The organism is Pseudomonas sp. 910_21 (assembly GCF_052850735.1).
Map to the genome: position 1 here is coordinate 572,856 of NZ_VXCY01000004.1, position 19,248 is coordinate 592,103.

23 protein-coding genes are annotated in these 19,248 nt (G+C 62.9%); 10 read left to right on the forward strand and 13 right to left on the reverse strand.

Annotated elements, in window-relative coordinates:
- Positions 1-82: 82 nt before the first annotated feature.
- Positions 83-1,243, forward strand: coding sequence for an AAA family ATPase (locus FW796_RS16280; protein WP_346634088.1), 1,161 nt, complete (start codon positions 83-85; stop codon positions 1,241-1,243).
- A 244-nt stretch (positions 1,244-1,487) separates the two neighbouring features.
- Here the strand turns inward: FW796_RS16280 and FW796_RS16285 are convergent, their stop codons facing one another.
- From FW796_RS16285 to FW796_RS16340, 12 genes are all read right to left on the reverse strand, one after another.
- Positions 1,488-2,372, reverse strand: coding sequence for a transporter substrate-binding domain-containing protein (locus tag FW796_RS16285; protein WP_346634087.1), 885 nt, complete (start codon positions 2,370-2,372; stop codon positions 1,488-1,490).
- Complete coding sequence (locus tag FW796_RS16290; protein ID WP_253166916.1) at positions 2,369-3,151, reverse strand: amino acid ABC transporter ATP-binding protein; 783 nt, start codon at positions 3,149-3,151, stop codon at positions 2,369-2,371. The genes FW796_RS16285 and FW796_RS16290 overlap by 4 nt, the downstream gene beginning before the upstream one ends.
- Positions 3,148-3,807: an amino acid ABC transporter permease gene (locus FW796_RS16295; RefSeq protein ID WP_346634086.1), complete on the reverse strand. Its 660-nt coding sequence runs from the start codon at positions 3,805-3,807 to the stop codon at positions 3,148-3,150. Before FW796_RS16295 ends, FW796_RS16290 begins: the two co-directional genes overlap by 4 nt.
- A complete protein-coding gene (locus tag FW796_RS16300; RefSeq protein WP_011058611.1) occupies positions 3,788-4,453 on the reverse strand; it encodes an amino acid ABC transporter permease in 666 nt (221 codons plus the stop codon). The genes FW796_RS16295 and FW796_RS16300 overlap by 20 nt, the downstream gene beginning before the upstream one ends.
- Positions 4,454-4,926: 473 nt before the next feature.
- Entirely contained in the window at positions 4,927-5,709 is a 783-nt protein-coding gene (locus tag FW796_RS16305; protein WP_346634085.1) for a MetQ/NlpA family ABC transporter substrate-binding protein, read from the reverse strand.
- Positions 5,710-6,026: 317 nt separating this feature from the next.
- Entirely contained in the window at positions 6,027-6,959 is a 933-nt protein-coding gene (locus FW796_RS16310; protein ID WP_346634084.1) for a sigma 54-interacting transcriptional regulator, read from the reverse strand.
- Positions 6,960-7,017: 58 nt separating this feature from the next.
- Positions 7,018-7,599: an alpha/beta hydrolase gene (locus FW796_RS16315; protein WP_253166919.1), complete on the reverse strand. Its 582-nt coding sequence runs from the start codon at positions 7,597-7,599 to the stop codon at positions 7,018-7,020.
- A 390-nt stretch (positions 7,600-7,989) separates the two neighbouring features.
- Complete coding sequence (locus FW796_RS16320) at positions 7,990-8,391, reverse strand: ExbD/TolR family protein (protein ID WP_346634083.1); 402 nt, start codon at positions 8,389-8,391, stop codon at positions 7,990-7,992.
- A 1-nt stretch (position 8,392) separates the two neighbouring features.
- Positions 8,393-9,118 (reverse strand): MotA/TolQ/ExbB proton channel family protein, encoded by a 726-nt coding sequence (locus FW796_RS16325; RefSeq protein ID WP_123725356.1) that lies wholly within the window; start codon positions 9,116-9,118, stop codon positions 8,393-8,395.
- 55 nt (positions 9,119-9,173) lie between these two features.
- Complete coding sequence (locus tag FW796_RS16330) at positions 9,174-9,989, reverse strand: energy transducer TonB (protein WP_265531645.1); 816 nt, start codon at positions 9,987-9,989, stop codon at positions 9,174-9,176.
- Positions 9,990-10,405: 416 nt separating this feature from the next.
- Complete coding sequence (locus FW796_RS16335; RefSeq protein ID WP_016963092.1) at positions 10,406-10,729, reverse strand: hypothetical protein; 324 nt, start codon at positions 10,727-10,729, stop codon at positions 10,406-10,408.
- A gap of 197 nt (positions 10,730-10,926) precedes the next feature.
- Positions 10,927-11,781, reverse strand: a complete 855-nt coding sequence (locus FW796_RS16340) for a LysR family transcriptional regulator (RefSeq protein ID WP_404938034.1) — start codon at positions 11,779-11,781, stop codon at positions 10,927-10,929.
- A gap of 108 nt (positions 11,782-11,889) precedes the next feature.
- Here FW796_RS16340 and FW796_RS16345 point away from each other — a divergent pair, with 108 nt between their 5' ends.
- The 9 genes from FW796_RS16345 to FW796_RS16385 all read left to right on the forward strand — a co-directional run bounded on the left by FW796_RS16345 (position 11,890) and on the right by FW796_RS16385 (position 17,780).
- Complete coding sequence (locus FW796_RS16345; protein ID WP_446439577.1) at positions 11,890-12,552, forward strand: ankyrin repeat domain-containing protein; 663 nt, start codon at positions 11,890-11,892, stop codon at positions 12,550-12,552.
- 23 nt (positions 12,553-12,575) lie between these two features.
- Positions 12,576-13,037, forward strand: coding sequence for a nucleoside deaminase (locus tag FW796_RS16350; RefSeq protein ID WP_346634080.1), 462 nt, complete (start codon positions 12,576-12,578; stop codon positions 13,035-13,037).
- On the forward strand, positions 13,024-14,229 hold the full coding sequence (locus FW796_RS16355; protein WP_346634079.1) for a CynX/NimT family MFS transporter: 1,206 nt from the start codon (positions 13,024-13,026) through the stop codon (positions 14,227-14,229). Before FW796_RS16350 ends, FW796_RS16355 begins: the two co-directional genes overlap by 14 nt.
- Before the next feature lie 150 nt (positions 14,230-14,379).
- Positions 14,380-14,856 carry a DUF6392 family protein gene (locus tag FW796_RS16360; RefSeq protein ID WP_346634078.1) on the forward strand — a complete coding sequence of 159 codons (477 nt, stop codon included), beginning with the start codon at positions 14,380-14,382 and terminating at the stop codon, positions 14,854-14,856.
- A 508-nt stretch (positions 14,857-15,364) separates the two neighbouring features.
- Positions 15,365-15,943, forward strand: a complete 579-nt coding sequence (locus FW796_RS16365) for a hypothetical protein (protein ID WP_123725363.1) — start codon at positions 15,365-15,367, stop codon at positions 15,941-15,943.
- A 9-nt stretch (positions 15,944-15,952) separates the two neighbouring features.
- Positions 15,953-16,168: a helix-turn-helix domain-containing protein gene (locus tag FW796_RS16370; protein ID WP_016963103.1), complete on the forward strand. Its 216-nt coding sequence runs from the start codon at positions 15,953-15,955 to the stop codon at positions 16,166-16,168.
- Between the two features lie 75 nt (positions 16,169-16,243).
- Positions 16,244-16,909 (forward strand): hypothetical protein, encoded by a 666-nt coding sequence (locus tag FW796_RS16375; RefSeq protein ID WP_346634077.1) that lies wholly within the window; start codon positions 16,244-16,246, stop codon positions 16,907-16,909.
- A gap of 95 nt (positions 16,910-17,004) precedes the next feature.
- Positions 17,005-17,442, forward strand: a complete 438-nt coding sequence (locus FW796_RS16380) for an SMI1/KNR4 family protein (RefSeq protein WP_404938031.1) — start codon at positions 17,005-17,007, stop codon at positions 17,440-17,442.
- Positions 17,439-17,780, forward strand: a complete 342-nt coding sequence (locus FW796_RS16385; protein WP_446439578.1) for a hypothetical protein — start codon at positions 17,439-17,441, stop codon at positions 17,778-17,780. Before FW796_RS16380 ends, FW796_RS16385 begins: the two co-directional genes overlap by 4 nt.
- 102 nt (positions 17,781-17,882) lie before the next feature.
- On the opposite strand, the gene FW796_RS16390 is transcribed toward FW796_RS16385, so the two are convergent.
- Positions 17,883-19,232, reverse strand: coding sequence for an aryl-sulfate sulfotransferase (locus tag FW796_RS16390; protein WP_346634074.1), 1,350 nt, complete (start codon positions 19,230-19,232; stop codon positions 17,883-17,885).
- Positions 19,233-19,248: the final 16 nt, after the last annotated feature.

Consider the following 19,248-nt stretch of genomic DNA (forward strand, 5'->3'; position numbering starts at 1 on the left):
ACCTCGGTTTCGAGGGCCGCCGCAAGCAAGCTCCCGCTCTACAAATCAGGCACACTGCGCACCACGCAACAGGAGACCCGGCATGCTCAAGACCCTGGCGGTGGCCAATTACCGCTCCATCAACAAACTGGTGATTCCCCTCGGGCGACTGAACCTGATCACCGGCGCCAATGGCAGCGGCAAGTCCAACCTGTACCGGGCCCTGCGCCTGCTGGCAGAGACCGCACAGGGCGGCGTGGTCAACGCCCTGGCCCGGGAAGGCGGGCTGGATTCGACCTTCTGGGCCGGGCCGGAAACCCTCACCCGGCGCATGCGCAACGGCGAAGTGCCGATCGAGGCCAGCGTGCGCTCTTCCAGCAAGCGCCTGCGCCTGGGCTTTGCCGCAGAAGACTTCAGCTACGCCATCGCCCTGGGTTTGCCGGAGCCCAGCCGCTCGGTGTTTTCCCTGGACCCGCAGATCAAGAAGGAATGCATCTGGTCCGGCCCCTTCTACCGTCCCGCGAGCCTGCTGGTGGACCGCGACGGCCCGCTGATCCGCGCGCGTCAGGGCCGCAGCTGGGATGTGCTGGCCCAGCACACGCCGGACTTCGACAGCCTGTTCGATCAGGTGGGCAGCCTGCGCGGCTCGCCGGAAGTGCTGCAGATGCGCGAGTTCATTCGTCGCTGGCGTTTCTACGATCACTTTCGCAGCGACAGCGAAGCCCCGGTGCGCCAGCCGCAGCTGGGTACCCGCACTCCGGTGCTGCATCACGATGGCCGCGACCTGGCGGCGGCGTTGCAGACCATTCGCGAGATCGGCGACCCCGAGGCATTACAGGCAGCCATCAGCGACGCCTTCCCCGGCGCACGGCTGAACATTGCCCCGCTGCAGGGTGGACGCTTTGCCATCGAGTTCTATCAGGAGGGATTGTTGCGGCCGTTGTCGGCGGCGGAACTGTCGGACGGCACCTTGCGCTATCTGTTGCTGGTAGCGGCCCTGCTGACCCCGCGCCCGCCGAGCCTGATGGTGCTCAACGAACCGGAGACCAGCCTGCACCCGGACCTGTTGCCGGCCCTGGCGCGCTTGATCATCAGGGCTTCAGAGCAGTGCCAGGTGTGGGTGGTGTCCCACGCCCGGCGCCTGATCGCAGCCTTGCAGGAAGACCCCGAGTGCAACTGCATCGTGCTGGAGAAAGAGCTGGGCCAGACCGGCATCGTCGGCCAGCGCCTGCTCGACGAACCGGCCTGGTACTGGCCCGATTGAACCCTCCCCGCCGGCCCCGATTGCCATGCCCCCGTCGTAGGAGCCAGCTTGCTGGCGAAGAGGCCCTCAAGCCCTTGCATCGCCCTCGCGGACGCCTTCGCTGGCAAGCCAGCTCCTACAAGGCTCAAACGCAATACGCCCCCCCCCGTAGGAGCCAGCTTGCTGGCGAATAGGCCCTCAAGCCCTGCATCGCCCTCACGGACGCCTTCGCTGGCCAGCCAGCTCCTACGCGAAGGGAGGAGGGTCAGCCCTGCCATTTGCCGCCTTCGACAATCACGCTCTCAGGCTTGGTGTCGTCGCTCAGCTCTTTGCGCACGTACTGGTCATACAGCTTGAGCAGGTACTTCTCTTCGCCCAGCTTGGCCAGTTCGGCATTCACCCAGTCCCGCAGTTCGATGTTGCCCTTCTTCACCGCCGGGGCAATCGGCGCCTGCTCGCCCAGAGTCTGCGGCAGTACACGGTAGCCCGGGTTCTGCTTGGACCAGCTGAACAGAATCAGGTTGTCCTGGGCATAGGCATCGCCACGGCCATTGGCCAGGGCTTGCAGGGACTCGGTGTTCTTCTCGAACTTGAGCAGTTTCCAGTCCGGGTGGTTCTGGGTCAGCCAGATGTCCGCAGTGGTGCCGGTGGTGACGATGGTGGTGCGGCTCGCCAGGTCATCCAGGCTCTTCACCACGCTGCCTTCAGGCACCAGGGCCTGTACCGCCACCTTGAGGTTGGGGTTGGTGAATTCCACCGCTTCCTTGCGCTCCGGGGTCACGGTCATGTTGGCCAGGATCAGGTCGACCTTGTCGCTCTGCAGGAAGGGAATGCGGCTGGCCGGTTCCACGGCGACGAATTCGACTTTGTTCTCGTCCCCCAGCAGGTCCTTGGCCAGTCGCCGGCCGATGTCGGTATCAAAACCCACATAGCGCCCGGTTTCATCGACGAAACCGAACGGCGGCTTGTCGGTGAATACACCGACGATCAGCTTGTCCCGGGCCTTGATCTTGTCCAGGTAGCCGGCCGCCGGCGCGGCGCTGGCAGCGGTGGCCGCAGGCTTGGGTGCCTCGGCGGATTTATCGCAGCCGGCCAGCAGGGCCAGACCGAACAGCGGCAGTAACAACAGCGAAGACTTGGCAGTTTTCATAAGAGCTCCAGTTCCTTTTTAGGGGCTTTCTTGGGCAGTGCTTCAACGAAGGAGAACTTCTCCAGGAACTGCTGCGCGCGTGCGCTCTGCGGGTTCGTGAAGAAAGCCTCGGGGGTGTTCTGTTCCACGATGCGCCCGCCATCCATGAACACGATGCGGTCGGCCACGGCCCGGGCGAAGGCCATTTCATGGGTGACGATCAACAGGGTCATGCCGTCCCGGGCCAGGCCCTGGATCACCTGCAGCACTTCCTTGACCATCTCCGGATCAAGGGCCGCGGTGACCTCATCGAACAGCATCACCTGGGGGTTCATGCACAACGAGCGGACGATGGCGATGCGTTGCTGCTGGCCGCCGGACAACTGCCGGGGAAAGGCTTCGCGCTTGTCCAGCAGGCCCACCCGCTCCAGCAGCGTTTCGGCCTGAGCCCGGGCTTCGCGGGGTTCGCGCTTTTGCACCTTGAGCGGCCCGAGGAGGATGTTGTCCAGCACATTCATGTGGGGGAACAGGTGGTAACTCTGGAACACCATGCCGATCTGCTGGCGCACCAGACGCCAGTCAGTGCCGGGGCTGAGCAGCTCGCGCCCGGCGAAACGCAGGTGGCCGCTGTGGGCGGTTTCCAGGCCGTTGAGGCAGCGCAGCAGGGTGCTCTTGCCGCAGCCGCTGGGGCCGAGAATGACGATCACCTCCCCTGCGGCCACGCTGAGGTCGACCTCCTTGAGCACCTGCTGCGGGCCAAAGAATTTGTTGAAACCCTGGAACTCGATCAATGCGCTCATGCTTGCGTCCAGCGCCGTTCCAGCACGCGAGAGGCGGCCGACAACGGGTAGCAGATAAAGAAGAAAAACAGGAACAGAACGCCGTAGATCAGCACCGATTCGTAGGTGCGCTCGATGATCTGCTGGCCAACCTTGATCACGTCCACCACGCCGATCAGCACCGCCAGGGAACTGGTCTTGATGATTCGCGTGTAGACGTTGATGGTCGGCGGCGTCATGCGTTTCAGCGCCTGGGGCAGCAATACGTAGCCGTACAACTGGACACCGGAAAGACCGATGGACAGGCCCGCTTCACGCTGGCCCCGGGGCAGGGATTGCAGGGCCCCGCGCACCACCTCGCCGACTTCGCTGGCGCCCCACAGCGACAGCACCAGCACCGCGCAGGTGAAGCTGGGAATGCTGATGCCGAAGAAGATCGGAAAGCCGAAGAACAGCAGGTACAGCCAGACCAGCACCGGGATCGCCCGGAACAGCTCCAGGTAGATCCGCAGCGGCACGTCCAGCACCTTGCGTTGCAGGCTGCGCAGCACACCGTAGAGCACCCCGCCCAGGGTGCTGAAGGCAATGCTCAGCAGGGAAATCGACAAGGTCTGCGCAGCGCCCCGGGCCAGTTGCGGCAAGGACACCAGCAGTAACTCAAGACCCGAACTGGCCATGTTGCAGCCTCCTTTCCAGACGGCTGAGCAACAGCGACAACGGCAGGAACAACAGCACGCAGATCAGCGTCAGCACCGCGAGCATTTCGTAGGTCTTGTAGTACAGGGCGATGTAGCTCTTGGTGGTGTAGAGAATTTCCGGCACCGCCACCGCCGAGACCACGGTGGTTTCCTTGAGCAGGAAAATGAAATTGGCGAACAGCGACGGCAGGCTGAGAATCCCGGCCTGGGGCAGGATCACGTAGCGCAGCAACTGCCACTGCGACAGGCCAATGGAGCGCCCCGATTCCAACTGCGCCTGGGGTACGGCTTCCACGCCGGCCCGCAGCACTTCGGTGAGGTAGGCACCGCCGAGAAACGTCATGGTGATGATCGCCGCGGTGAAGCCGGAGACCTTGATTCCCAGGGCCGGCAAGGCGAAGTAGACGAAGAACAGCTGGATCAGCAGCGGTGTATTACGCGCCAGCTCCACGTACAGGCCAATCAGCCGGTGCAGATAAGGGGTGCGAAACACCAGAAGCGTGGCGTTGATCAGGGCCACCAGCAAGGAAGTGCCGATGGCGATCAAGCCGACCTGCAGGGTCACCCCCACGGCCTTGAGAAAGGCCGGCAAGGTGCTGAGGATAAAAGCGTAATCGAGGGTCATTGAAAGTCCTGGACGCCGCTGGGGTACAGCGGCGGTGGTGCAGTCCATGGGGCGATGGGTAACCGCCCGGCTGCGGCAACTTTATAGCTATAAAAACAAGATTTTAAATACCGTTAAAGCATATTGATATCACCCAAAAACCTAACCCGCGGATTTGCCGGGCTGGCGCAGGGCTACTACCTTTTCTACCGGGTCGAACGGAGCTTTCGCGCCCACACCCCCCCACTGGACGCTGCACCTCTCAAGGACGACCGTCATGGCCGATGCAAAGACCCCGCAACCGCTGGACCCCCACGAATTGATGAAATGGCTGACGGCATTGCGCCGCGCCACCCAACCCACCGCCAAAAACGCTCCACTTGTGTAGGAGCTGGCTTCTACGACTTTCGCGGGCGCAATAAAAAACGCCGACGCTGTGATAGCCGTCGGCGTTCAAACCTTGAAGGGGTTTGTCGCGTCAGTAGCCTAGTTCATCAGAACGCCGGCAGTACTGCACCGCTGTATTTCTTCTCGATAAAGGCTTTGACCTCTGGGCTGGTCAGGGCCTTGGCCAGCTTCTGGATGGCCGGGCTGTTCTTGTTGTCCGGACGGGCCACCAGGTAGTTCACGTAAGGCGAATCGGAACCTTCGATGATCAGCGCATCCTTCGCCGGGTTCAGACCGGCTTCCAGGGCGTAGTTGGTGTTGATCATGTCCAGGTCAACCTGATCCAGGACCCGTGGCAGCATGGCCGACTCAAGCTCCTTGAACTTGAAGTTGTGCGGGTTCTTGGCGATGTCCTTCGGCGTGGACACGGCGTTCTTCGGGTCCTTGAGCTCGATCAGACCGGCCTTCTGCAGCAGAATCAGGGCGCGGCCGCTGTTGCTGCCTTCGTTGGGAATGGCAATGGTAGCGCCATCTTTCAGCTCGGCCAGGGACTTGACCTTCTTCGAGTAGCCGCCGAAAGGTTCGACGTGCACACCGATCACGGTTTCCAGGTGGGTGCCCTTGCCTTCGTTGAAGCTCTTCAGGTACGGCAGGGTCTGGAAGTAGTTGGCGTCCAGACGCTTCTGATCGACCTGCACGTTGGGTTGCACGTAGTCGGTGAAGACTTTGATTTCCAGGTCCACGCCTTCCTTGGCCAGGGTTGGCTTGATCAGCTCGAGAATCTCGGCGTGGGGCACCGGGGTCGCGGCTACGACCAGCTTCTCGCCGGCCTGGGCAATACCTGCGCTCAGGGCTGCCGCCAGTGCGGTAAACAACAGAACTTTTTTCATGCAAGGTCCTTAGGTGTCGGAATCGACGACGGCTTCAAATAAGGTGCTTATCAAGGTGCCAGTGATGTGCCACTGCTGGCGTGGAGCGGACAATACCGAGATTTTTTATTCCCGAACAATATCTTTTGTTCACGTTCATATTCCATTTTGTTCATACAGCATCCCAGCGCTCTGGCCTGCGATTTCCCGCCTGCCGGACCAACCTTTCGTAGGAGCCGGCCGGGCGGCGCTGCGCTTGCCGGCGAACAGGCCCTCAGCCTTGCATCGCCCTTGCGCACGCCTTCGCTGGCAAGCCAGCTCCTACGGTGGCCGGGGTTTCAGGTCAGGGCGGTGCGTTGCAGCAACAGGTGCAGCGCCTGGCGCTCGGCAGCGGATCCGCTGTCGCCGATCTGCCGCAGCAGCTGCTCGATCTGCTCCAGCGGCGAAGGCGTCGGTGGCAGGTTGAGATGCTCCGGCAGGATCTCCTCGCCACCACTGACCAGCAGCGCAAAGTGAATAACGTTTTCCAGCTCCCGGGTATTGCCCGGCCAGCTGTGGCGTTCCAAAGCTTGCTGCGCAGTTTCGCTGATCAGCGGCACCGGCAGGTCCAGGCGCTGGCTGTAGATCCCCAGGAAGTACTCGGCCAGGGATTCGATATCCCCGACCCGCTCGCGCAGCGCTGGCAATTCCAGCTGGCCCTCGCTGAGGTAGCGGTACAGGCGCTCATGAAACTTGCCCGCCGCCACCGCCTGGGCCAGGTCGATGCTGGTGGCCGCCACCAGGCGCACATCCACCGGGCTCGGTTGCTGGGCGCCGACCCTGGTCACTTCGTGGTTCTCCAGGGCTGCCAGCAGCTTGGTCTGGATCGGCAGCGGCAAGTCGCCGATCTCGTCCAGGTACAGGGTTCCGCCATTGGCCGAACCGAACCAGCCGGCACGGCTGCTGGCAGAACCGCTGAAACTGCCGGCGGCATAGCCGAACAGTTCGGCGTCGGCGTAGGTGGGGCTGATGGCTCCGCAGTTGACCGAGACGAACAACCCGCCGCGATCACTGGCACGGTGGATATGCCGGGCCAGCAGCTCCTTGCCGGTCCCGGTTTCACCACGGATCAGCACCGAGATCGCCCGGGGCGCCAGTTGCTCCAGCTCTTCACGCAGTTGCCGCGAACGCGGATCGACGAACACCAGCGCCTTGGCGCGGATGCTCAGGGGGCTTTTTTCCGCATCGGGAAAGGTCAGCAGCGGCTGACCGAAAGGGGTGTGAGGACTCATGGCAGACTCCCGCCCAAAACCGCCTGAGGACGGGGGCGTTTAAACAAGAAAAAGACGGTCAGGCACGACGCAGGGCGTGTTGTTCCATGCGGTTCTGCAGGCGATAGAGATAGGCGAATCCCTGCTCCCAGCGCTGGTGGCCGGACTTGACGTTGATATGCCCGGCTCCCGCCAGAATCCCGGCTTCGGCGCCCCAGTCGCGGGCCAGCTCCAAGGCACGCGGCGCACTGACGGCGCTGTCGTTGTCCGAGCTCACCACCTGGCTGGGGAACGGCAACAGGTCCCGAGGGATAGGCGCGAAATTGCGCAGGGCCGGCGCACAGGCCGGGCGCTCGACATCCGCCGGCGCCACCAACAGCGCACCGCGTACCTGGCGCAGCGCCGCTACGGGCGCGCGAGCCGCCCAGTGAGCCACGGTGATGCAACCCAGGCTGTGGGCAATCAGGATCACCGGCGTGTCGTCGATGGCGATGGCTTCCGCCAGGGCCGCTACCCAGTCTTCGCGACGCGGCGTCAGCCAATCGGCCTGCTCCACCCGCGCACTGTTGGGCAGGCTGTTCTGCCAATGGGTTTGCCAATGATCTTCTGGCGATCCTTGCCAGCCCGGCACAATCAAGTAGCGAATGGATTCGTTGCGCATGGGGAACTCTCCTGCTGCGTGTCTGTTCCCGGACGAGTATAGGGAGGGGATTTATATTCGTTAAGGAATAAGAAGCTATTTATTAATACCTTAAATGAATATGAAAATCCCTTCGCCCTCCGCAGGAGCCGACGCGATTTCGCTGGCGGTCTTGTAGGAGCCGGCTTGCCGGCGAAGAGGCCCCTCAAGCCTTGCGCCGCTCTCAAGGACGCCTTCGCTGGCAAGCCAGCTCCTTCAGCTGGCGCGATTTCGGTGGTGTTCTTGCCGGCGAAGGGGCCAACGGGAGGGCATGTCGGTGGGGGGCTTTGCAGGTGGGTTTTCGTCAGGCAAAAAAAAGGCCGCACCCTGCCAAGGAGACGGCCTGAAAAGTCGTGGCTTTGTTGCTCGGTTTCAGCGCGCGGTAATCACCGACAGCTTGGTGATGCCCGCACGCTCGATGGACGCCATGGCCCGGGCCACTTCCCCGTAGTTGACGCCATCGTCGGCCTGCAGTTGGACCCGCACTTGCGGGTCCTTGAGCTTGGCCGCTTGCAAATTGGTTTCCAGCAGATCCGGCTGGATCTCGTCCTTGTTGATAAAGAGTTTGCCGGCGCCGTCGATGCTCACCACCAGCGGGTCCTTCTGCTCCACCGGGGCCACGGCCTCGGTCTTGGGCAGGTTGATGGGAATGGCGTTGGTCAGCAGCGGCGCGGTGACGATGAACACCACCAGCAGTACCAGCATCACGTCCACCAGCGGGGTGACGTTGATCTCGCTCAGCACCTCATCGCTGTCTTGGGTGGAGAAGGCCATATCAGGACGCCTCCTTCACTTTCTGTTGACTGCCCTGGGCCGCAGCCTTGTGCACGCTCGGGTGGATCAGCACACGGAACGAGTTCTTCTGCGCCAGGCTGTAGAAGTCGTGGGCAAAGTCATCCAGGTCCGCAGCCGTGAGCTTCAGGCGCCGCAGGAAGTAGTTGTAAACCAGCACCGCCGGCACCGCGACGGCGATCCCCACGCCGGTGGCCACCAGGGCCGCGCCGATCGGCCCGGCCACGGTTTCCAGGCTGGCAGAGCCCGCCGCGCTGATGCCTTTCAAGGCTTCCATGATCCCCCACACGGTGCCGAACAGACCGATAAAGGGCGAGGTGCTACCGATACTGGCGACCACCGCCAAGCCGGTTTCCAGGGAGCGGCGCTCACGCACGATCTGCTGGCGCAGGGCGCGTTCGAGACGGTCCTGATGGTTGATCGCCTGGCTCAGGTCCGCGGCATGGGGCGCTTCGCCGACCTGGATCGCCGCATAGCCGGCCTGGGCCACGCGGGCCGCCGCGCCGGGCTGGGTTTCACTCAGGGAGGCGGCGGAGTCGAGGCTGGACGCCGCCCAGAACTGATTGTGGAACTTGCGATCCTGGGACTTGAGGCGGGCGAACTGCACGCCCTTGACCAGGGCCAGGCCCCAGGTGGCGACGGAGAAGACCACCAACAGCCAGATCACCGCGCTTTCGATGGATTCCAGTGGAGATGCCAGTAACGTCATGATGTGTTCCCTCTGTGTAAGCGTTTAGCGCGCGTTATTTGATCGGCCTTGCGGCTCAATGAATCTTGAAATCGATGGGTACGCTGACCCAGCCGTCTTGGGCCACATCGCCCTGCTTGGCCGGGACGAAACTCCAGCGCTTGACCGCAGCCAGGGCCGCATCGTCGAGTTGCTGGCGACCGCTGCTCTTCTGAATCTGGATCTCTCCGGGCTTGCCGCTGGCCAGCACATGCACCCGCAGCAGCACCGTGCCTTCCCAACCCCGGCGCTGAGCCAGTGACGGGTACTCCGGCGCCGGGTTCTTCAGGTACGCGGCGCTGGCGGAAGCCGGGGTCACGGGGGCCGGGGCCGGTGGCGCGGGCGCTGCCGGGGCGGCTACTGGCGCCGCAGGTTGCGGCGCCGCCGGGGTCTGCTGCACCGGCTTGGGCGCCGGTTTCGGCTCGGGCTTGGGTACCGGTTTGGGCTTGGGTTTAGGCACCGGCTTGGGCGGTGGCGGCTTGACCGCCAGCTCGTCCTCCACCGGAGGCGGCGGCTCCACCACCGGTTGTACCGGCACAGGCGGAGGCGGCTCCACCACGGGCGGTGCCGGGTGCGAAAATTCGATGGTCATGGGCGGAATTTCCGGCGGCACGATGGGCAGCACCGGGGTCGGTTTCTGGCTCAGCCAGTAGATCACTGCACCGTGCAATACCAGAGCCGCGACGCCCAGGAGAATCGCCTCACGACGACGCAATACCCCCTTGGGCGTCCGTTGCAGACGTAATTGGCCCAGCGGCGAGCGGTGAGGCCGGCCGAGGTCGACCAACTCGCCGCTCGGTGCCTGGCGCCACAGCACCTCGTGTGCACTGGCGGCGGTCTGGACATTGCCCATGGATTCACTCCCTACGATCTTTTGAAAAACCCGACACCGGCGTTTGAACAACCCCCACGCAACGGTGCCGCGGGTCAATGATCAGTGCCCCACGCTTATCTCTTAAAGTAATCTTTCAAGTTATAGATAGATCGAAACGGAATATTGGACTCACCAGAAACAGCCCAGGCCCCGTGATTCAAGGGCTGTAGCCAAGAGGAAAAAACGTCATGCCTTGCAGGCATTGAAAATATTCCCGCAAAGCATCGAAACAGGCCTGTTAGTGCAGAAAACAATAGAACTCCATTGCACTCGCAACTCACTTCAGTGGCCATGCACTTAATAAACTTTACAAGCGCACACGACAAAGCCGCTGAAATAGCCCGCGGCCCTATATAAGGCAGCGCGTATTCAGCGGCTGTTTGTTATCGAACGTGTTATTGCTTGACGAACTCGCCGCTCAGGCCGACCACATCGCCACTGAAGTTGCTGCGGGCACCGGAGGCACGCAACCGGGAATAGTTGTGATCGGGAGAGAACAGTGCCCAGGCCTGGTAGCCGTAGCCATCGTTGTAGCCAGATACATTGATGATGGTCGGCTGCCCGGTGCTGTTCTGGAAGTGGTAATGCCCGGCGACGCTGTACTTGACCCCGGCCTGGGTCAACTCACCGCTGAACGAACCGTTGGAGTCGTTGCCGTCGGTCACGACCAGACGGGCGTCAGCGTTGGAGTTTACATAGGTTCCATTGATGCTCGACATAATGCGGGTTTCCTTATGCGATTGAATGTTTCGTCCAATGAAGCAAGTTCCTCCCGGAACTCACAAACCCAGCATGGTCGGCGTTTATAACTCTGTCCAAAACAAACTTTAGCAATAACTAATTAAATAGCTATAGCCTGCAATCGGCTCTCTATAAGTTATGACCGAAACTAAAGCATTTATAACTCCCCCGTGTTTTAAACTTGCGGCTTGACGCTGGCCACTGCTCGCAACTGCTCCTGTAATGCCTTGCCGGCCCGACTCAAGCCGCTGCCGGCGTACAACGCCAGGCGCACGCCCTGGATATCCGGCAAACCGCTGTCGGCGTCGAGCATCCGATGCCCCTTGCCCAGCACCCGCACCGGCAGCAGGCTGATGCCCAGGCCCGCCGCCACCGCCGAGCAGACACTGGCCAGGCTGGCGCTGGAATAGGCGATGCGCCACGGCCAGCCGCCGACTTCCAGGTGGTGGAGCATTTCCTGGCGATACAGGCCACCCACCGGAAACGCCACCAATGGCAGCGGATCACGGCCAAAGGCCGGCTGGCGCAGGCTGTCGACCCAGCACAGCGGCTCGGGCCAGGAGTCCAGGCAGTCGTCGCTGTGGCCCATCTGCTTGACCAGCAGCAGGTCGAACTCGCCACGGCGGAACTGGCGCAGCAATTCCGGTCCCAGACCACTGGTGACCTCCAGGCGCACCGCCGGATAGTCGCGACCAAAGCGCGAGAGCATCGGCATCAGGCGCTCGGCGGCGAAGTCTTCCGGCACCCCCAGGCGCAGCACTTCCTCGCCGCGCTGGTTGATCAAGACATCACTGGCCTCCTCATGCAGAGCCAGGATGCGCCGGGCATAGGCCAGCAGGCGCTCGCCCTCCACCGTGGCCACCACCCGGCGCTGATCGCGGTCAAGCAACTGGCAACCCAGGCTCTCCTCCAGGCGCCGCACCTGCTGGCTCACGGTGGACTGGGTCAAGTGCAGGCGCTCGGCCGCGCGGGTGAAGTTCTGGCAGTCGGCAACCGCCACAAAACTGCGCAGCAACACGGGATCGAACATTGCTCACCACCATCCTGATCGCCACTGATTGGCATGATTATATTTAATTTCAGAATACTAACGAGCTTCACCATACTCCCCTTTCATCAGCAGGAACGGGAGGTTCCCATGCAGCTCAAGCTGTCCTTCAAACGCGGCCTGATGGCCATGGGTCTGCTAACGGCGGGGGTGGTCATGGCCAGCGACAACTCGCTGCTGGATGCAGTACACAAGGGTCGGTTAGAGCAAGTGCAGCAACTGATCCAGCAAGGCGTAGCCCTCGACGATCGTGGCCTGGACGGCAGCAGCCCGCTGCTGGTGGCCACCCGGGATAACCGTATCGAGATCGCCCGGGCGCTGATCGAGGCCGGGGCCGACGTCAACCGCAAGAACCTGATCCAGGACAGCCCCTACCTGCTGGCCGGCGCCAGCGGTCACAACGAAATCCTCAAGCTGACCCCGGCCCATGGCGCCGACCTCAAGAGCACCAACCGCTACGGCGGCACCGCCCTGATCCCGGCCTGCGAACGCGGCCATGTGGAAACCGTACGTCTGCTGATCAAAGCCGGCGTCGACCTGAACCACGTCAACCACCTGGGCTGGACCTGCCTGATGGAAGCCATCGTGCTGTCCGACGGCGGCCCGCCACACCAGCAGATCGTCGCCCAACTGATTGCCGCTGGCGCCGACCTGAACCTGCCGGACCGCGCCGGCCTCAGCCCGCTGCAACAGGCCGAACGCCGTGGCCAGCGCGCCATTGCCAAGCTGCTGCGCGATGCCGGCGCTGCCTGAAGCCCCCTTTTTAGGAACCTTGCATGCACGACGATCAACACTACCTGCAACGGGCCGTTGAACTGGCCCGGCACAATGTCGAACAGGGCGGCCGTCCGTTCGGCGCACTACTGGTGCGCAACGGCCGGGTGCTGGCCGAAGCGGTGAATGAAATCCACCTCAGCCAGGACCCCACCGCCCACGCTGAAATGCTGGCGATCCGCAGCGCCAGCCGGCAACTGGGTCCGCGCCTGGACGACTGCGTGATCTACGCCAGCGGCCAGCCCTGCCCCATGTGCCTGGCCGCCATGTACCTGTGCGGCGTCTCCCGCGCGGTGTTCGCCGCCAGCAATGAACAGGCGCAACCGTTCGGCCTCTCTACCGCAGCCATCTACCAAGAGCTGAGCCAGCCCCTTGAGGCACAGCGCCTGCCGATGCTGCACCTGCCCCAGGCGGCAATGGCCGCCCTCTACCAGGACTGGCAGGAGCGCCATGCAGCGAACTGAATCGATATTCAAGACCCTCGCCGGCTGGGCGCTGCTGGTGTGCCTGGGCCTGAACCTGCGGCCGATCCTCAGCTCGGTCAGCCCATTGCTCAACGAAATTCGCGGCGCCACCGGCATGAGCTTCCAGAGCAGCGCCTGGCTCACCAGCCTGCCAGTGATTTGCATGGGCCTGGTGGCCCTGCTGGGCGTGCGAATCGAAGCCCGCCTCGGCGAACGCCGCGGTGTGTCCCTGGGTTTGCTGCTGGTGTTGCTGGCCTGCCTGGTGCGGCTGTTCTTCGGCCAGGCCGCGGCCTTGCTCGCCACCGCCCTGCTCGGCGGCGCCGGAGTGGCCTTGATCCAGGCCCTGGTGCCGGCGCTGATCAAGCGCCAATTTCAACAGCGCGTGGCCCTGGCCATGGGCGTCTACTCGGCCTCGCTGATGGGCGGTGGCGGCATTGCCGCCCTGCTCAGCCCGCAGGTGGCCAGCCACTTCGCCAACTGGCAAGTGGGGCTTGGCATCTGGCTACTGCCGGCCCTGGCCGCGCTGCTGCTGTGGCTGTGCCTGCCACTGGGAGCCGGGCGCCGCACAGGCGCCGTAGCGCCGACCATCAAGCTCTGGGGCAACCGTCGCGCCTGGCTGCTGGCGCTGTATTTTGGCCTGGTGAACTGCGGCTACATGAGCATGGTGGCCTGGCTGCCGGCCTACTACCTGCAACTGGGCTGGAGCGCCACCCAAAGCGGCTCGTTGCTGGCCTTCATGACCCTGTTCCAAGTGACCGCCGCGCTGCTGATGCCGGCCCTGGCCCAACGCAGCGTCGACCGCCGACCGCTGCTGGGCATCAGCCTCGCGGCCCAGGCCGTGGGCTTTCTCGGGTTGCTGCTGTGGCCCTTGCAGAGCCCACACCTGTGGGTAGCCTTGATCGGCTTCGGCCTCGGAGCGTGCTTTGCCCTGAGCCTGATCCTGACCCTGGATCACCGCCGTGATCCCCGGGAAGCCGGACAACTGGCGGCCTTCGTCCAGGGCGTGGGCTTTCTGATCAACGCCATCTCACCGTGGCTGAGCGGCTGGCTGCGGCAAGTCACCGGCAGCTTTGTCAGCGCCTGGTGGGTGCTGATCGTCGGCGTACTGGCGATGCTGCTGTTGACGCGAATCTTCAGCCCGGCCAGTTATCAGGCCTGTGTCCAGCTCGACACAGCGCCACAACCGGCCTGACAGCGGTCCTCAAACCAGCCGCCTGCCAGCGCAGCAGGTGGCTTTCTTTATGTCTCCACAGCACCACTATCCTTTTCAACCGGCTAAGATCGGCCGCCGACGCCACTCACCCCAACTGGCACAGACTCAACTCAGGACACTGGAGAAGCGATGGACGCTGCAACGATCGGCCGCTGGGTAAACAGCCTCGGGCTCAGCCATGCAGAACTGGTCGCCCGGGGAGAGCGTATCAAGCCCCCGACGGACAAGATCTACGACGAATTCGAATGGCTGACCGTGACCGTCGAGCCCGGCCTGATGCTGGACTTCTGGGAAGACAGCCTGGCCCTGGAAAAGGTACTGATCGAGCTCATGCCCCTTGAAGAGGGGCGCTCGTTCTACAGCGGCGAACTGCCCGCCCCGTTCTCACGCAGCATGACCCGCGCCGACATTCGCGAGCTGTTGGGCACGCCCCTGCGCTCGGGGGAACGCAGGCCATCAGCCGATGGGCAACGCACGCTCAACGCCTGGGAGAGCTACCGCCTGCCGGAGCCTCTGCATCCCAGTGCGCGGGTTGGATTCGTCTATAGCGCCGACATGCAGATCAAGGTCCTGTCGTTTGACTTACTGGAACCCCATCGCGACTGACCCGCCGCCCCGTCTTCAGGCCGGCCGGCAGGCCGCCGTCAGATTTTGATCTTGATCTTCTTGCCCCCTTAGACACGATGGCCGAACGCAGGCATTGAGCCGTGGGTAACCCGGCAGGACGCCGGGTTAGCCGCCCCAGGCCATGGATGGCCTGTGGCGGCGGCCCACGGATCAATGCCGGAGAGAGGGCACGCCGAGCCTAGGCGAGGCGCCGAGTGGAGGGGCAAAGCCCTTTGGTTACTTTGGGGCCCCAAAGTGACTCGCCGTAAGGGCGAAACCGCCAGCCGCCACACCCGCAGCAACGGATATGTACACCCATAACACCGCAACCTCAGATTTTACGGTCGCTACGCGCCGGGACGCCGGCCGCCCGGGCGGGAGCAAGCTCCCTCGCCACATCATCATTCCAAGCTATAGCCCCAAGGCATTCACAAAGAAATAAATTATTGTAATTCGATAATTACTTATCAATAATTCACCACCCCCCAAGTTTTGCAAGGAATGACGCATGAACCCCCAAATAAATGGCTCAGCCCAATACCGCTTACGACGGGTCGGCCTGCTGGCCGCGATCCTGGCCTGGGTCATGGGCGTGGTGGAGCTTGGCGGCAACGCCGGACTCTGGATCTACAGCAAAGACCAGGTCCTGAGCGCCCTGCTCAGCGTATTCGCCGACCATTCGCCACGCCTGCTGGAAGCCGACTTCAAACTCTCGTCCGCAAGTTTCACCCTGCTGGTGATCCTCGACTTCCTGCCCCTGCTGCTGTCGAGCTTCGCCCTCTGGCTGACCGGGGTGTTCTTCCTGCGCCTGTCCCGCGGCGAAACCTGGAGCGATCGCAACATCCGCATCCTCTGGCGCGTGGGCATGCTGTGGATCGTCGCCCCGGCCACTTTCCCCATGGTGGAAACCCTGCAAGGCCTGGCCCTGTCCATCGACCTGCCAGCGGGCCAGCGGATTCTGCAGATTTCTGCTGGTTTCTCGTCCTACGCGGCCTACGAGGTGGTCAAAGGAATCTTGCTCTGCTCATTTTCCATTATCATGCGCGACGCCAAAGTCCTCAGTGATGAGCACAGTCACTACATATAGAACAATGAGATGACCATTATCGTTCGGCTTGACGTTGTCATGGCTAAAAACAAGATTCGCTCGAAAGAGTTGGCCGCCATCCTGGGCATTACCGAGGCCAATCTGTCGTTGCTGAAAAATGGCAAGGTCAAGGGGATGAAAATCGAGACCCTGGACAAACTCTGCGCCGCACTCGACTGCCAACCCGGCGACTTGCTGGAATACCAGGCGAGCGAGCCCGCGTAACCCCCCGCGTTTGTTTGATCCGAGTCCCGATCGTTAAAGCCTTATCCATTCATCACGTTGCACGTTGGCTTATTCATGACTCGTTACCTGCTCTGCCCGCTGTTTCTGTTCGTCCTGCTTTTGACCGGCTGCGCCAACAAACTCGAAGTGGCCATCGACGCCACTCCGGCCCAAGACTACTACTTCGATCCAAAGGCTCCGGTGCTGGTGACCGTCAACAGCGCCAAGGAGGCCCAGGGCCTCAAAGCCAGCTACTACCTGCGCGACATGGTCGCCGCCCTTCATGGCATGGGATTTACGCAGGTGTATACCGAATCGTCGCTGCCGAAAAACCACCCGCCGTTTCGCATGAACATTGCCCTTGATGTGGGCAGTAAAAAGACCAGCTATCGCTACACCGCCACCGACTACGGCCAGGTGCCCAGCAGCACTAAAACCACGTGCATGCCCGGCAAGCACCAACAGACCGTGTGCACCAGCACCCCAACGATGTCCTACCGCGCTATCGGCTCCTCGGAACGCACCGGCTACACCACCCTTTCGACCTTCAACATCCAGGCCAAGGACGAGCAGAGCCGGCGCACGGTATTCCTGCTGCGGGCCTCGTCCTACAACGAGGACTGCCAGGACGCCAAGGTCGAGGATTTCCTGGTGCAGGAGAGCCTGGACAACCTGGACTTGCGCAACCGGGTGCAGCGCAAATACACCGTCACCCTGCCCGAAGGCCAAAGCTGCAACTAAGCGCCTACCACCCACCGGGCGACACGCCTACAATCGCCCCTCGACGCCCGCCCGATCCCCCATCGGGCGGGCGCGGCCCCTCAACGACAAGGCGTATGTCGAGCATGACCCTGGATTGGAATGCCTGGGAAATAGAACCCGGATCGGCGGTGGACGAACAACTGATCGCCCAGGTGCAGCAACGCCTCGGCGTCGAATTCCCGCCGCTGTATCTGCAGCTGGTGCAGTACGCCGCGGCCGCCACGCCGGGGATCGGCACCTTCCCCTATGGCAACGGCTACGCCTGCCTCAGCGAGTTCTTCGATTTCAGCCTGAACAACCAACCCTGGACCCTGCTCTGGTACGCCAGCCCCGGCCGTGTGCCGGGGCTGGCCGCAGGTTGCCTGCCGATTGCCCGGGACGCTGGCGGTCTGCTGATCTGCCTGGACTTCAACAGCCCGGGCGTAGCGGTAGAAATCTTCGACCCCGAGAGCGCCGGCCGCTACCCGGTGGCTGCCGACTTCCAGGCCTTTGTCGAGCTGTGGCAAGCATGAATACACCGCGTAAATGGATAGTCGTGCCCACCAGCAAAGACGCCCAACAGCGCCTGGATCTGGACCAGTGCCTGCCGGGCGACCTGGAGGAGCTGGCGCTGTCCGCAGCACAGTGGACGACCCTGTCGCGCAGCGACCTGCTACCGAACTTGAACCGCGCCCTGGGCACTCTGATCGACGACTACGAAGACACCTCGATCCAGGGTCAGGCCGCCCTGGCCACGGCGTTGTCGATCCTTACCCAGACCGCGACGGCGGAGGATGAACTTATCCACAAGCTCATCGCCCTGAATCGACTGGCCCTGGAACGGGACACCGGCCTGTTCTTCTACTTCTGAGGTCCTCCCCAGAGCGGCTCCCGCAGCTCATTTGTGGCCAGGGCGCTTGCTCCCGCTGGGGCGCCAGCCCGACCTGACCGGAGCCGCAGCACGGCCTCAAGCTCAGATCCCCGCGCTGGCACTGGCCTGTTTCAGCCCCGACTCCGGCACGCTCACCGCCGTTTCCGAACGCGGTGTGCCCTGGGGCACCCAGTCGTAGCCCACCGGCAAGGCGCGGTACACCCAGTTGCTGATGGCCTCGCTGCCCGGAGCCTTGCCCAGGTAAGGGCTGACGTATTCCCAGACGATTTCGCCGCTGGCAGTGACCTGGAAGAAACGCCCGTTCATGCCCTCGTCGATCAGCGTGTTGCCGTTGGGCAAGCGCCGCGCGCTGCTGATGAACGAGCTGTAGAAAGCCCAACCCGGCTGCCGGGAACTGGCAGCGCTGTACTGCCAGACAATCTGGTTCTTGATCGGGTCGATCTCCAACACCCGGGAACCGGCGATCAGCCCCAGGGGCACCGAGGGATAGCCTGCCGTGCCCTGGTTGTCGAACACCAGCAAGTGACCTGCCCCCGGCAAGCCGGCAGGAATGATGTGGGCATCATGCTGGCCGACGAACTGGTCCACCGGACGCGGCACCTTGGCCACGGTCTTGGGGTTGATCGGCGCCAGGTTTGGCCCCAGACGCCAGACCACCTTGCCGCTGTGCTTGTCGAGGATGGCAATGAAGTTGGCGTTGCGGGAATCGATCAGCAGGTTGTCCGGGGCGAAGCGTTTGTCACCCGCGTCGAACCACTGATTGGGGCCCACCACGCTGAGGTTGTTGATGTGCAAGTAGTCGGGGTTATCGGTGCCGTACACCAGCTTCAATTGCGCCGCAGTGAAACCGAATTCCTTGAGGTGCTCGGAGGCCAGCCACTGCCATTTGACCTGGCCGTCGGGGCTGACTTCATAGATCGCATCGTCGATCACCTGAGGCACCTTGAAGCCCGCTACCTTGTGCACCTTGTTGGCCAGCACCAGGGTGTTGCCATTGCTCAGGCGGCGCTGGTCGTGGTGCTGCTGGGCGGCGCCACCGGGTGCCTGGTCGCCCCACTGCCAGACCACCTTGCCGCTCCAATCCAGCTCGCCGACGCTCTGGTTGCCCAGGCCGTTGCCCGCCGAACCCAGCGGCCCCGGCTCCTTGTCCTTGAGCTGTAACAGCACCCGGCCGCGCTCGCCGTTCACCAGTTGCGGGTCGATGATGGCCGCGGGGAAACCCGCCTGGGGCCAATTCTTGACCTCGTTGCCGTTCATGTCGATCAGGTGCGTCTGTTTATCGGCGCCGCTGAAAATCACGTACTGATTGAAGGCCTTGTCCGGGTCGTAACGGGTCACTCCGGTGGGATAGACGCTGGGGGCGGCCTGCACCGCCGAGGCCAGCAAGGTGGCGCAGATCAACAAAGGCAAAGAGGTTTTGACGCGCAGCATGACGAGCACTCCTGTT